Annotated in this window: 13 protein-coding genes and 3 tRNA genes; 6 read left to right on the top strand and 10 right to left on the bottom strand. The window is 64.0% G+C overall.

From position 1 onward, the window contains the following. Positions 1–14: 14 nt before the first annotated feature. The 6 genes from IB259_RS17660 to IB259_RS17635 are packed head-to-tail and all read right to left on the bottom strand — an operon-like array spanning position 15 to position 4,790. Positions 15–695 carry a fumarate hydratase C-terminal domain-containing protein gene (locus IB259_RS17660; RefSeq protein ID WP_119452069.1) on the bottom strand — a complete coding sequence of 227 codons (681 nt, stop codon included), beginning with the start codon at positions 693–695 and terminating at the stop codon, positions 15–17. Next, positions 689–1,624: a fumarate hydratase gene (locus tag IB259_RS17655; protein WP_054449999.1), complete on the bottom strand. Its 936-nt coding sequence runs from the start codon at positions 1,622–1,624 to the stop codon at positions 689–691. The genes IB259_RS17660 and IB259_RS17655 overlap by 7 nt, the downstream gene beginning before the upstream one ends. Positions 1,625–1,636: 12 nt before the next feature. After that, complete coding sequence (locus tag IB259_RS17650) at positions 1,637–3,376, bottom strand: L-aspartate oxidase (protein ID WP_175213856.1); 1,740 nt, start codon at positions 3,374–3,376, stop codon at positions 1,637–1,639. A gap of 1 nt (position 3,377) precedes the next feature. Then, entirely contained in the window at positions 3,378–3,722 is a 345-nt protein-coding gene (locus IB259_RS17645; RefSeq protein ID WP_054449994.1) for a succinate dehydrogenase, read from the bottom strand. Further along, on the bottom strand, positions 3,719–4,054 hold the full coding sequence (locus IB259_RS17640; RefSeq protein WP_054449992.1) for a succinate dehydrogenase: 336 nt from the start codon (positions 4,052–4,054) through the stop codon (positions 3,719–3,721). Before IB259_RS17640 ends, IB259_RS17645 begins: the two co-directional genes overlap by 4 nt. Position 4,055: 1 nt before the next feature. Next, positions 4,056–4,790 carry a succinate dehydrogenase/fumarate reductase iron-sulfur subunit gene (locus tag IB259_RS17635; protein ID WP_054449990.1) on the bottom strand — a complete coding sequence of 245 codons (735 nt, stop codon included), beginning with the start codon at positions 4,788–4,790 and terminating at the stop codon, positions 4,056–4,058. A gap of 321 nt (positions 4,791–5,111) precedes the next feature. Here IB259_RS17635 and IB259_RS17630 point away from each other — a divergent pair. Both IB259_RS17630 and IB259_RS17625 read left to right on the top strand, forming a co-directional pair. After that, a tRNA-Gly gene (locus IB259_RS17630) sits at positions 5,112–5,187 on the top strand. Positions 5,188–5,298: 111 nt separating this feature from the next. After that, positions 5,299–5,913: a hypothetical protein gene (locus IB259_RS17625; protein WP_192329784.1), complete on the top strand. Its 615-nt coding sequence runs from the start codon at positions 5,299–5,301 to the stop codon at positions 5,911–5,913. A gap of 172 nt (positions 5,914–6,085) precedes the next feature. On the opposite strand, the gene IB259_RS17620 is transcribed toward IB259_RS17625, so the two are convergent. Then, the gene (locus IB259_RS17620) at positions 6,086–9,040 is read right to left on the bottom strand and encodes an autotransporter outer membrane beta-barrel domain-containing protein (RefSeq protein ID WP_175159442.1); all 2,955 of its coding nucleotides are present in this window, start codon (positions 9,038–9,040) and stop codon (positions 6,086–6,088) included. A gap of 458 nt (positions 9,041–9,498) precedes the next feature. Between IB259_RS17620 and IB259_RS17615 the strand changes: the two genes are divergently transcribed. After that, on the top strand, positions 9,499–10,134 hold the full coding sequence (locus IB259_RS17615; RefSeq protein ID WP_192329782.1) for a hypothetical protein: 636 nt from the start codon (positions 9,499–9,501) through the stop codon (positions 10,132–10,134). Here the strand turns inward: IB259_RS17615 and IB259_RS17610 are convergent. Further along, positions 10,123–10,506 carry a hypothetical protein gene (locus IB259_RS17610; protein WP_192329780.1) on the bottom strand — a complete coding sequence of 128 codons (384 nt, stop codon included), beginning with the start codon at positions 10,504–10,506 and terminating at the stop codon, positions 10,123–10,125. The genes IB259_RS17615 and IB259_RS17610 overlap by 12 nt on opposite strands. A 55-nt stretch (positions 10,507–10,561) precedes the next feature. Between IB259_RS17610 and IB259_RS17605 the strand changes: the two genes are divergently transcribed. The 3 genes from IB259_RS17605 (at position 10,562) to IB259_RS17595 (ending at position 11,555) form a co-directional block, all read left to right on the top strand. After that, on the top strand, positions 10,562–11,200 hold the full coding sequence (locus IB259_RS17605) for a ProQ/FINO family protein (protein WP_192329778.1): 639 nt from the start codon (positions 10,562–10,564) through the stop codon (positions 11,198–11,200). 150 nt (positions 11,201–11,350) lie between these two features. Then, positions 11,351–11,426 (top strand) — tRNA-Gly (locus tag IB259_RS17600). 55 nt (positions 11,427–11,481) lie between these two features. After that, positions 11,482–11,555: transfer RNA gene (locus tag IB259_RS17595), tRNA-Cys, on the top strand. A gap of 100 nt (positions 11,556–11,655) precedes the next feature. On the opposite strand, the gene IB259_RS17590 is transcribed toward IB259_RS17595, so the two are convergent. Both IB259_RS17590 and IB259_RS17585 read right to left on the bottom strand, forming a co-directional pair. Beyond that, positions 11,656–12,114 carry a hypothetical protein gene (locus IB259_RS17590; protein WP_192329776.1) on the bottom strand — a complete coding sequence of 153 codons (459 nt, stop codon included), beginning with the start codon at positions 12,112–12,114 and terminating at the stop codon, positions 11,656–11,658. Next, the gene (locus IB259_RS17585) at positions 12,111–13,085 is read right to left on the bottom strand and encodes a D-2-hydroxyacid dehydrogenase family protein (RefSeq protein ID WP_192329774.1); all 975 of its coding nucleotides are present in this window, start codon (positions 13,083–13,085) and stop codon (positions 12,111–12,113) included. Before IB259_RS17585 ends, IB259_RS17590 begins: the two co-directional genes overlap by 4 nt. Between the last annotated feature and the right edge of the window lie 8 nt (positions 13,086–13,093).

Below are 13,093 nucleotides of genomic sequence, written 5' to 3'. Positions count from 1 at the left end.
CCGCGCTTGCACGCCTACATCACTTCGTCCTTGCGATCGTCCGTCTCGCCGTAGCGGTGCAGCGCGGGCGGCTTCAGCCCGGCGTAGAGTTTCTCGATGCCTGCATTGATGGTCTCGGCGTGCTGGGCGAAAAGCGAATTGCCTTCGAGGTCGCTCTCGACGATGAAGGGCCCGAAATTTTCGACCTCGAACAGCCACATGGCTTGGGCTATGCCCAGTTCGTCCAGCCAATGCACTTCGCGCACGCGCTTGATGCCCCGGCCCAGAAGTGCGCCCGTGCCGTAGCCCACGGTCGTCAGGTAGATCGCGCCGCCCGGCGCCAATACCTGCTTGTAATCGTCGGCGGGCATCCCGCCCTTGCCGATCAGGATGCGGCAGCCGGTCTCTTCCAGCCAGCGCGGTATCCACTTGGAGAATCGGAACGAGGCGGTGGCGGTGACGGCGCCCACGTTGTAGCCGCCGCGACCGTCCGGCGCCGCCGCCGGCGAGCAATGGAAGTTGACGTTGCTGATGGCGCGCAAGTCCACGGGCAGCGGCAAGCCTTGGTCCAGCACCTTCTTGTATACGCCTTCGCGGGCCGTGTAGACCACGCCGTTCAAGTACACGGCCGAGCCGAGTTCCAGCTTGGCGATGTCTTCGCGCCTGGCGGGCAGGTCCAGATGAAAGACCTTGATGTCGTCGTCATTGCTTACCATTCGACCGTCTCCCGGCGCATGTAGGGCGTGAACCATTGGGGATCGGTGCGGTACTCGATCTCCCCGTTGGCATGGATCCGCGCAGTGGCGCGGCGCGAAGACAGGCAGAAAGTGTGCAGGCTGATGGGCATGCCCCCGGTGTGGGTGTAGCCGCACTCGATATGGCAGTCCACCACCATGCCGGAGCCGACGAAACCCATGGCGCCCATGCCGATGGAATTGCCCAGCTGCATCAGCTCCAGTTCAAGCTCCGCCACCTTGGGGTCCGGATTGCGGTCCCCGACCGTGCGCAGACAGGCCGCCTGCTTGCCCAGCTGCATGCAGGTGTCCTTGGAGCCGCCCAGCCCGATGCCGACGATGGCCGGCTGACAGGCCAGCCCGCGCTTGCCGAAGGCGATCAGCGTGTCCAGCACGAAGCGTTTGATGCCGTCTATGCCGTCGCCTGGAAACAGCATGCGGTAGTCGGTGCCGAACAACCCGCCCTTGTGCACGGTGGTGATGTCTATCCAGTCGCAGTCCGGCTCGAAGGACCATTCGACCTCTGGCGCATTGATGCCGACGTTGTTGTTATGGTCGGTGCGCCAGAGCGGATGCACGCGGTTGGGCCGCAGCGGCACGCTGACCGTGGCCTCGGCCGTGGCGTGGCGCAGCGCACGTTCCACGGCGACGAAGCCGCTGTCGACCGAGGCGTTGTTGCCCACCTTGACGTAGTAGCGCGGCAGGCCGGTGTCGGCGCACATTGGGCGCCGGTCCTGATCGGCGGCTTCCCAGTTGTCCACCATGGCGTGGATGACAAAACGCGGCAGCTTGCCGGTTTCCTTCTTCTGCAGCTCCTGGATGCCGCGCTTGTAGTCGGCCGGAATCTCGATGGCCGCGCGGCGCATGATCTCCAGCGCCGCCTCTTCAACTTTCTGGACAGGAATGCTCATGGTTGGAGTGCCTCAGCTCTGGGGAATGCCCGCCTCGCCCTCGATGAGCGATTCGCCGGGTTTTACGATGTCGAAGGAAACCGGAACCATCTCCAGCGCCACCTCGCCGTCCTGCGCGCTCACGCGCGTGTAGCAGCTGGTGTGCAGGTCGCCGGCCTCGGGAAAATCTTCGCGGTAGTGCGCGCCGCGGCTGTTCTCTCGCGCCAGCGCCGAAACCGTGATGACCTTGGAAATGTCGACCAGGCTTTCCAGGTTGAGCCAGTCGTGCCAGGTCAGGTTGTAGCGGCGGTCGCCGTCCGCCACGCCGATATCGCGCAAGGCGGCGCGGTGGCCGGCAATGGCATCAAGGCCATGCGCCATGGCCTCTTGGCGGCGCAGCACGCCTACGTCGTCCCACATGGTTTGCGAGAGCGCGTCGCGCAGCTCGTGGATGCGGCCCGCGGGCCGGGAAAACGGGAACTCGGCGCGTTCGATGCCGCGCGCGATGACGCCCTGGTCGGGGTCGCGCCACTGGCCGGACTTCGCAACGTAGGCCGCCATCGCATCGCCCGCGATGCCGCCGAACACCGTGGAATTGGCGACGCCGTTGCCACCCAGGCGGTTGGCGCCGTGCACGCCGCCGCAATCCTCGCCGGCCGCATACAGGCCCGGCGACGCGGTTGAACCGTCCACATTGAATTCGACCCCACCCATCAGGTAGTGCGCCGTCGGCACCACCTCCACCTTGCCGCCCGCCAGATCGAAGCCGCAGTCCTTGCATCGGTTGACCATGCCGGGAAAAGTCTTGGCCACCTTGTCCGGGCCCAGATGGCTCATCTGGATGTAGACCCCGCCCATCGGCCCCGTGCGTCCTGCGCGCATTTCGGCGTAGATGCCGCGGCTGACCACGTCGCGCGTGGCGCGTTCGCCGCGCTTGTCGTAATTGGCCATGAAGCGCTCGCCGTCGCCATTGAGCAGGTAGCCGCCCGCTCCGCGCAGGCCCTCCTCCAGCACCGTGCCGGTCATGCGCGTGTCCGGCCCGCCCAGCAGGCCGGTGGGATGGAACTGCACCATCTCCATGTCGCGCAGCTTCAAGCCGTAGCGCAGCGCCATGGCCAGGCCGTCGCAGGTCTTGTCGCCCGAAGGCGTGTGGTAGCGGTACATGGTCGGCCCCGCCCCCGTTGCCAGCAGCACGGCCTTGGCCTGGATGTAGCGGTAAAGGCCTGTCCGCATGTCGATGAACAGCACGCCGGAAATACCAGAGCCGTCGGCGGCGGGAATCAGTTCGATGGCGCGATGCTCTTCCAGTTCATCGACGTCCAGCGCCCGCACCTGCTCCATGAGCCGGTTGATGATCTCGATGCCCGTCAGGTCTGCCTTGTGCACAGTGCGGTCGAAGCTCTGGCCAGCAAACGCCTTGGAATGCAGGGTGCCGTCGGGATTGCGGTCGAAGAAGCAGCCGATCTCGTTTTCCAGTTCGCGCACGCGCTCGACGGCGCCTTCGACCAGCCGCCACGCCAGGTCCTGGCGCGGCAGCCATTTGCCGCCCTCGATGGTGTCCATGAAATGGCGTTCCACCGAGTCGCCGGCGGCCAACGCGACGTTGTAGCCGCCCTGGACCATGCGGGTACAGCCGCACTTGCCCAACAGGCCCTTCACCGTCACCGTCACGCGCAGCGACGGATTCGCCTTCTTGGCGTGCAGCGCCGCGAACAGGCCCGCGCCGCCGGTGCCCAGCACAAGGATGTCCGTCTTGATGTTCTCGATCCGCATCTCAGATCACTCCCGCGATGAAAACCAGGCCCGTCGCCATGGAGACCGCAAAGCCCCAGCCGATCCACGCGACGCGCGCGTCCCGCGGCGAACGCCAAGGCAGCAGCTCCAGTGCGAGCAGGCGCAGCCCGAAGAACATGTGCAGGGTCAGCAGCAGCACCAGCCCCCACTCGCCGACCTTCATCGCCGGCATGTCGGCGAGCTTCAGGAATCCGTCCAGCCGCGCTTCGTCCAGCGCCATCGCCAGCACATAGAAATGCGCCGGCAGGAACAGGGCCAGCGCCAGGCCGGAAATGCGATGCCCCAGGAAAGCCCAGTACGCCTGATGGTTGCGCGCGGATCTCATGGCATCAGGCCTCCCACCGCCGCGACGGCGCGAACGCCCAGGATGAGCAGTCCCAGGCCGAACGCCAGTCCGACCGCGGACGCCGCGCCGCGGCCCAACTGCAGCCACTCGATCAGGATGTTGCGCACGCCGATCGGCACGTGGACCGAGACGCTCACGACGAACAGGCCGTAGAAGACTATCCAGAACCAGTTGCCCTCGGTACGCGAGAGGATCTCGCCCGCGGTCAGGCCGCCGCGCACTGCATAGATGACCAGGCCCACATGTACCAGGACAAAGGGCGCCATCACCATCGCCGTCAGACGCTGGAGCGCGAAAAGACGAGCTTCCATGTCAGCCTCCCTTGAGCAGGCTGAAGATGGCGCTGCGCTTCAATCCGGCAATGCTGCCGGTGGGGCTGAGGCTTACCGGACAGTGCTTCATGCAGCTGCCCTGGGAGTGGCAGGAATTGCAGCCGCTGCCGGAGGTGGCCTTGCGCAGCACGTCCTTGGGGTCGGCGTGTCGTTCGTCGTTGTACAGCGTCCATGCGCGGTTCAGGGCGGCCGGGCCAAGATAGTCCTTGTCCCAGGACACCACGTCACAGGCCGCGTAGCACACGCCGCAATTGATGCATTCGATGGCCGCGTCGGCCTGCTTGCGCTTCTTGCTCTGCGGCGACACCAACGCCGGCGGATCGTTGCGTGTAGCTGTGCCGACGAAGGTGTTCCCGGCGCGCGCCCACTTCTGGAAGAACTCGCTCATATCGACGACGAGATCCTTGATCCGCGGCATATTGCGCATTGGCTCGATCACGATCACGCCGCCTTCCTCGACGCGGCTCACATGCGTGCGACAGGTCCAGCGCGGCTTGCCATTGACCGTCATGGCACAGGACCCGCACACGCCGACGCGACAGGCGTAGCGATACGAGAGGCTGGGCTCCTGCGTGCGCTGGACTTCGGTCACCACATCCAGGACCGTCTGGTTTTCGCGCCAGGGGACCGAGTACGTGGAGTAGGCCCCGTCCTCGGTTCCCCGGGAAATGCGGACCGTGAGTTGTCTCTGATTCGTGGAGTTCTTGGTATCCATTTTCCGCCCTCGGGCGACAGGCTGCGCCCATGAACAGAATTCTGAATCTCGCGTATGAGTGAAGCAATATGGATTTTGTTGATATTTTTTGAAGATAATTTGCCAGTTTTCATAGCGCCGGACTGGCGATCCGGCGCATGCCGCGCCGCCGCATGTTCAATCAATGGCGACCACCGGGGCGCCGAAGCAGCGTCAGCGCGCCGCTTCGAGGGCCCGCATCGCGGCATTCCGCCGCCAGCGTGCATCTTTGGAAAAATTGGGTATACTTCCGCCTCGCTTGTCAGGAACCGCCCAGTTGGGGCTGGCTCCAGACAAGAAATTGCGGGAGTAGCTCAGTTGGTAGAGCGCAACCTTGCCAAGGTTGAGGTCGCGAGTTCGAGACTCGTCTCCCGCTCCAAATTTTGATTTCCAGCTTCCTTCTCGGAATTCTGAAAATCCTTGAGAAAGGGCCTACGGGCCCTTTTTTCATTGCGGTTTGCGCCGCTTGAAAAATGAAGGAACACGGGCAATGGATACCGCATTGATCCTGCTGGTGCTTGTCGCTGCATGGCAGGTGCTGCGCGTGCGCTACCAGCGCGCCCGCATCGCGCTGCTGGGCCGTCATCTGGGCGGTTTGCAGCTTGAGCGCCACATGGAAACCCTGACGCAAGGCTACACACGCGCCATCCGCGAAGACGCCGAAACACGCCAGCTACAGGTGCTGGAAACCTTCGCTCAGACCGAACGCGCCGTGGCGGCACAAGTACGGTCGCTGGCCGACGCCATGCAAAAGGAAAGTCCGCAGGCTACCCGTGTGAGCACGCTCTCGTTCTGCGTGCCATACATCGAGCGCTTTCTTCCTGCAAGGACACGGGATTTTCGTGAACTGCTGCACATTCATGCATCCGGCTTGCGCCATGTCGTGGACAACGAGAGCCACTGGGACGCAAGAGAACGCGCGTACCACCTCTCGGCAGAGTTATATCTGCTGCAGCACAGTTGCCATTGGTTCTGCAAATCCCGCGCCGTGGCCGATGCACGGCTGATGCTGCGGCATCAGGTCGATCACCGGAAAGTCCTCGATTCAGTGTCTGCTGTTACCCGCTCGGCTTATCTGCGATGGCAAGGGGCCGATAAGCGCTAGGACCAACTGCGTCTCGTCCGCCCTGGCCCCGCTCAGCGCGCATTCTTGAGCAAGTCCTGGAAAAAGGGGCGAATCTTTCGATTCGCCCCTTTTCATTTGGCCTGGATTCCAACCCGCACAGGCACAACGGGCGCCGCAATCGCGATGCCTGTTGCGCCTGTGCGGCGTCCAATCAGAAGCGCACAGCCAGCTTGAGCACGCCCGATTGCTGGCGGTTGCCGCCGCCGAACTGCGCGTCATACGCAATGCCGGCCGTCGTGTTGCGCGTGATCGCCATTTCTGCGCCCAGGCCCAACACCGCGGCGTCGCGGGCGATCGGCACGCCCGTCACCGAGAACGTGCTGCCGCCTTCGAAGGCCAGCTGTTGCTTGGGCTTGACATCGCCCATGGCATGGCGCCAGCCCAGCGACGCGGTCAGACGGCCCGGCGTGCGGTCAGAGCCGAACTCCCAGCCGCCGCGCAGTCCCAGCGTGGTGCTGGTCACGTCATCGGAATTGCTGGACCCGTGCAGGGCCGCCGTGCCGCCTGATTCCTCGAAGCCGCGCGTGCGCAGTTGGTTCCATGCCAGCCCGGCGAAGGGTTCGATGGTGTAGGCATCGCCCAGCGGCAGGTTGTAGCCGAGTTCGGTGAACACCTGCGTCGACGAGGCGTGGTAGGACGACTCGAGGCGCTGGTTCAGGCTGCCGGCTGCCACGTCGCGCTTTGCGTCGATGTCATGCCAGGTGTAGGCCGCGCCGGCCATGAACCGGACGTGACCAGGGCCGGCCTGGAAGTTCCGTCCGCCGAACAAGGTGGCCGTGTAGCTGTCCACATTGGTACGCGAGGACGCGTCGTCGATCGAGTTGTGGCTGCCGATGTAGCCGACCGCAGCGCCCAGGCGCCAGCCGCCGCCGACCGCGCCATCGCCGCCGACGAAGAGGCCGCCCGACGATTGGCTCACGCTGGACGCGTTGCCGTCGCTGCCGAACTTGCTCCAGTTGCCGAACGCTTGCGCCCAAACCGGCGAGGCGCCGCTTTGCGGCATGGCGTCGGACGACGGCGCACCCAGTTGGGCCGTGGGCCGTCCGGCAAGCACCGGCGCGTCGAGATTGCCGCGCAGATGCGACAGCGGCAGCGTGCGCACGGTGTCGCCCTGGCTCAGCAGCACGCTGGCGGTGCTGGCGTAGGCTTCGCCCGACAGCATCTTCAGGGCCGAACGCGCTTCGTTCGGCGTCATGGCGAGCACGGCCGCCGCCACCTGGCTGGCGCCGGTGTTCTTGCCCGCGGCGACGCCGCTGTCGACCAGGGAGGACCCGCTACCGGCGGGGGGCGTTTCGTTGCCGGCTGTGGACGAACCGTTGCCGGTCGATGTCGAGCCGTTGCCGGTCGAAGACGAACCATTCCCCGTCGACGTCGAACCGTTGCCAGCCGAAGACGAACCGTTGCCCGTCGACGTCGAACCATTGCCGGCAGAAGACGAGCCATTGCCCGTCGACGTCGAGCCGTTGCCGTTCGAGGACGAACCGTTGCCCGTCGCGGGCGGCTCTTCCTGATCCAGCGCGCCACCCACGTTGCTCTCGTTGCCCGAGCCGCCGATGCTGCCGATCGGCACGTCGTTGCGCGTCAGGGTCATGTACGCATTCTTCGGGTCGTAGCTGAGCGTGGGCGTCAGGAACGCGTATCCGCTCGAAGCGCCGGTGAACTGGCCCTGGATGCCTCCATCGGCCGTCAGGATGTTGTAGGTCGTGCGCGGCGCGTAGTTGCCGTCTGGCCCCACATGCGCCACGGTGCCGTCGAGGTAGGCGACGCCGGTGACGTGGATGCGGTCGCTGAGGCTGCTGGCCGGATCGGCATGCACGCGGTAGATGGTGTTCTGGCCAAAGGTCAGGTTGCCGTTGACGGTGAGCGTGCCCATGGGCGTGCCGTCATTGCCCGGAGAAATGACCGCGGTGGGATAGAGGTTGGTGGTGCCTACCTGGCCCACGCCCGCCAGCACGACTTCGCGGCCGATGTCCATTGGGCCGTTCAGCTTGCCGTCGATTTCCAGGGCGCCGTCGGCGATCAGGATGGGGCCCGTGAGGCCGCTGCTGTCCGCGGTCAGGATCACCGATCCCGGGCCGGTCTTGACGAAGCCCTGCGTGCCTTGCAGCGGGTTGTCGATGGTGTCGACGAATTGGCCCGAAGCATAGGTGCCGTCACCGACCACGATCGCGGGCGGGTTGCCACCGCTGCCGACCAGGGTGATGGGAGCGCCTTGCAGGCGATAGCGGTCGGTGGCGAACTGGATGCCCGACACGCGCACCGGCCCGGCGCTGCCGTCCACGGTCACCGTGCCGGCTGCGCCCGTGAAAATCGCATAGCCGCCGTCGGGCAGAGCGCCCGTGGCATTGCTCGGGCTGTTCCAGTTGGTGCTGGCCGCGCTCCAGGTGCCGTTGCCGCCGCCCGAGCGGGTTGCAGATGCCGCGCCGTTGCCGTTCCACAGATTGGTCGTGCTCGGCCCCAGGATGAGGTTGATCTGCTTGTCGCCAGTCAGGTTCTGGATGGTCGCGGCAGGGGCGGAATCACCCGAGACCGAACCCAGCGTCAGGCCGTTGCCGCTCAGATTGCCGCCGTAGGACAGGATCCGGTAGTAGCCGGCATTGACGCCCAGGGTGTTGACCGTGACGTTCAGCGTGGTGTTGTTGATGGCGGCATCGCCGCGCACGGTAATGTTGTCGCCGGTGCCGGGTTGCGTAATCGGCAGCCCCGCGTAGCCGGTCTCGAAATTGAACACGGCATTGTTCATCGACAGGTTGCCGTTGACGACCAGATTGCCGTTGGAGACGCCAGTGGGCGTGCCGACTTCATAGCCGGGCGCCACGCGCGCGCCGGACACGTTGAGGTCGCCATTGATCGAGCCAAAGCCCGCGACGGTGCCGTTCGAGTTCGCATTGACGTTACCGCCCAACGTAACGCCCGAGCCGCCGCCATTGCCGCCGATCACCAGCGTGCCGCCGTTGACATCCACCCCGCCGGGGAAATTGGCCGAGCCGTCGAACACCTGCGTATTGCCCGACGTAACCGTCAGGTCCGCAGCCGTAACGCCACCGCAGTAGGACGCGCTCAGCGCGAGCGTCGCCGTCAGCCATTTCTTCGTGTCGTGTATCAACGTAAATCCTCCATATGTCGATTAATAAATCTGATATCCAAGGCATTACCGGATCGCTATAAAAGTATTATTAAGTAACCGGGTAAACCTAATGGCCGAAACAAGTTTTCGCGAAAAAAGGAGGCAATTTATACCCCTTTTCTTTCAATATCGAAAATTAATGAATAGATACCATCTTTATTAATTAATTCAGTATCTTGGATACCATCCAAAATCGCAGAATTTGAATATGGATACCATCCGCACGTAGAAAATAAATAAAATGACCAATATCCGATTTATTTAAATTTTCTTGTCGGATACCATCCACGCCGACACAACTGGCGCACTATTTCCCGATTTCCGAGGCAATCGGGAAACAAATTGACATAGCCGTATGGGAACGAGGCCTCCGGCGCCATCGCGCTTCCAGAATTTTCTTATCCGTGAAGCCCGGCCCGGCCCATACCATCGCTGGCATGATGGCCGCCCCCAGCCTCCCCGACGGATACACGCCGGCAACCGCCAGATTGCCGATGATCCTGCTGCATCTGCTCGCCATGGCACTGCAGGCATGCATACTCATCGGCACGATGCTGTCGATGTACTGGTCGTTCAGTGACGAGGTCTCCAGCTACCGCCGCCGCATGAATGCCGCCGCTGACCGCGCGCAGATATTCTTCGATCAGCGCGAAACGCTGCTCCGGGCAGTGGCCTCCTCGTCAGTGCGCAACACCGACCGCATGCCAGCCCAGCACACGCCCAGGACCTTCGGCCAGACCGGACAGGTCAACGTCATCCCGCTGATGAACGGGGCGGACTCCTACGATTGGGCGCTGATTCTTACCCGCCGCAACCGGGCGGACGTAGCCGCCGCCAACGCGCGCATCGTCTACACGACGCTGGCAGGCCCCGGCTCGACGCGCCTGGCGGTGGACGACACGCGGCTAGGCGGACACCACAGCGGACGCCACCGATTATCTGTTTCTGTATACGCCGCTCGAAGGGGCTGGCAACGAGCAGACCTGGGTGGGGCTCGAAGTCGACGACATCGCCTCCGTCATCACAGCGGAACACGCCAGCGACGGCGCAAGCTATGCGCTTTACGACAATGACAGCCGGGTCGCCTTGCACGGCGGCCCCTCTCCTTCCGCAACCGGCTCGATCTCGGCAAGGTTGGCCCGCGACTCCTTCAGCTTCCAAGGCGCCAGCTGGGCGTACGCCACATCAGGGAAACGCTGGTTTCGCCCGCGATACGGCATCAGACAGCGCTCATCGACAGCCTCGCGCTGAACCGCAAGATCATCGACGTCGCGCCGATCGGACTCAGCCTGGTCCGGCCCGCCGCAAACCGAGAGAAACATACAGGTGCCCGGCCAGCCCGCCTGCCCGTCTTCCAAACGCTGATCCGCCGGCAAACCGGCATCCGCCGACGTCTGCGGCCATGGCGTCGGCGCCACACGCGTAACGCCCAGGCTGTGCTGCATTCGCGCACTTGCGGTAACCTTCAGCCTGAACAAATCTGAGGTCTTGGAAATAACAATGGGTTTTGAAAAACTTGCCGACCTGCGCGAGCAGCTGCGGGCACAGGCTCAAAAGGCGGTGCCGGTCCAACCGAAGGCGGCAGGCCGGACAAAGAAGCGGGAGCCTGATCAAGCGAAGGCTGCGGCGCGGCCGCAGCAAAAGCGCGAGTCGGGTCAAGCGAAGGCTGCCGCCCGCGCGCAGCAAAAGCGCGAGCCCGTCGACCCCGCGGTCGAGGCCATCTGGCGCCTGCAAAAGCACTTCCCGCAGGCGTTCCCCAAGAATCCCGCGCCCAAGCTGCCGCTCAAGCAAGGCATCCTGGCCGACGCGGCCCAGCATCTCGAGAAGCTGGGCATGACGGAAGAACAGCTCAAACAAGCCATCGCCACCTGGTGCAAGGGCAGCCGCTACTGGAGCAGCATGGTCGCGGACGCCACTCGCGTCGACCTGCAAGGCCAGCCCGCAGGCACGGTAACGGCGGAACAAGCCGCGTACGCGCGCCGCCAGGCTTCGCGCCGGCCGGCCGGCAAGGCTCGTCCCGCGAAAAAGGCCGCCGCGCCGGCTGCCGCATCCGCTGACGCCCCGGCTGACGCCCCCGCGCCTGAAGCCGCCCCCGAAGCCGCGACCGTCACAACGCCGGCATCGAGCGATACGCCCTGAGGACATTGTTTGGCCCGGCGAGCGGGGATTTTTCACTTCCCCGCCCCGCCAGGCTACACAAGCCCGAAATTCTGTGTATAATCGCTGTCTTTGGTGGACACGGCCTTTCTGAAAACCAAGTCAGAAAACACACCAAATTGCAGTACCCCCGCGGGAGTAGCTCAGTTGGTAGAGCGCAACCTTGCCAAGGTTGAGGTCGCGAGTTCGAGACTCGTCTCCCGCTCCAAATACAAAAAGGAAGCAACGGCCAACACCGCGCTTCCTTTTTTCTTGCAAGTGCTGGCGCAATGGCAGAGTGGTTATGCAGCGGATTGCAAATCCGTGTACGTCGGTTCGATTCCGGCTTGCGCCTCCAGCGATTTTCCGAAACCCGCAGATGAAAATCTGCGGGTTTTTTGTTTTCCGAGATGCCGGGCTCCGCACGACAAGGCGCCGTTCCACAGCATCGATACGGACTATTCAACCCTACCGGCAGCCAAGGACTCCAGACATTTCGTCTGCCAGGCGAACTCCACCCTGAACGCTTCGGGATCAGACACGGCGCCGTAACCACCCTGTCCGTAAACCGCTGCGTAAGCCGCGTATTCGGCTGCGCGCAGCGCCTTGCCGGCCAGGGCGCTGGCAACCGCATAGGTCGCGGACACCGCGGCATGGCCGCAGCCGTCCAACGATTTCGATCCCTGGTGCTGGTTCGCCAGGCTCGCAGCCCGCCTGGAAATCTGCTCCAGCTGTTCGTGGTCGATCGCGCCGCCCAGATAACGGCCCAGGCTCGCCAGGCAATCCACGACCTCCTGTTCTTCGAGCAGATACTCGACCCGCTGCGCACAGGCGAGGCCGAAAGTCAGTCGCAGGCGCTCATGGTTCGCCGCATCCAGATCCAGCAGCTTCGCCAGGCGCTCCAAGGACAGGTTCATGACGACGCCACCTGCGGATTCACCATGTTCACGGGCTTGCCTGCCGCAAAGCCGAGAATCTGGTTGAACACATCCTTGAACTGCAGATCCCATTCCTCATAGGTCACGTATCCGATGTGAGGCGTGCACAGGACATTGGGCATCTGCAGTAACGGATTCGCGGTATCGGTCAATGGCTCCTGCTCGAAGACATCCAGCGCCGCCATACCCGGACGGCCTGCCCGCAGCGCCCGCTCCAATGCGCCAGGTTCGACAAGTCCGGCACGGCTGGTGTTCACGAACAACGATCCTTCTTTCATGGCCGCGAGGTCCGCCGCGTTGACGATGCCCTTGGTGGCGGCGACCAGGCGCATATGCAGCGACAGCACGTCACAGGACGCGAAGAACTCCTGCTTGGAGGCCGCGACTTCGTGCCCGTCGTCGCGTGCGTGCTGCAGCGACTCGGGGCGGGCCCAGACCAGCACCCGCATGCCGAACGCCCGCGCGTAGCCGGCAACCACCCGGCCGATGCGGCCATAGCCGAAGATGCCCATGGTCTTGCCCCGGACGGTGTGGCCCACGCCGCTTTGCCAATGGCCGTGCCGCATGGATTCCACCTGTTGCGGCAACTGGCGCATAGCGGCCAGCACCAGCGCCCAGGTCAGCTCCGCCGCGGCATAAGAGGGCGTATCGGCGTGCAGGTCCGAGCAAACGAGGACGCCATGGTCGCTGCATGCGGCGACGTCGATATGCGGATAGACGCTGCGCTGGCTAATCAGGCGCAGCTTGGGCAACTTTTCGATCAACTCGCGACGTATGGTGGTGCGCTCGCGGATCAAGACCAACGCTTCCGTATCGGCGAGGCGCTGCGCGAGCACATCGGTATCTTCGGCGTGATCCGTCCAGACAGTGACCTCGTGATCTCGCAAGAGGGCATAGCAAGGAAGGCGACGGAGAGTGTCGAACCAGTCGTCCAGAATAGCGATCTTCATTTGCGGTA

It is taken from the genome of Achromobacter sp. ACM04, from assembly GCF_014851465.1.
In the GTDB taxonomy this organism is placed as follows: Bacteria; Pseudomonadota; Gammaproteobacteria; order Burkholderiales; family Burkholderiaceae_B; genus Achromobacter; species Achromobacter aegrifaciens.
This window is presented reverse-complemented; position numbering and strand designations above follow the sequence as displayed.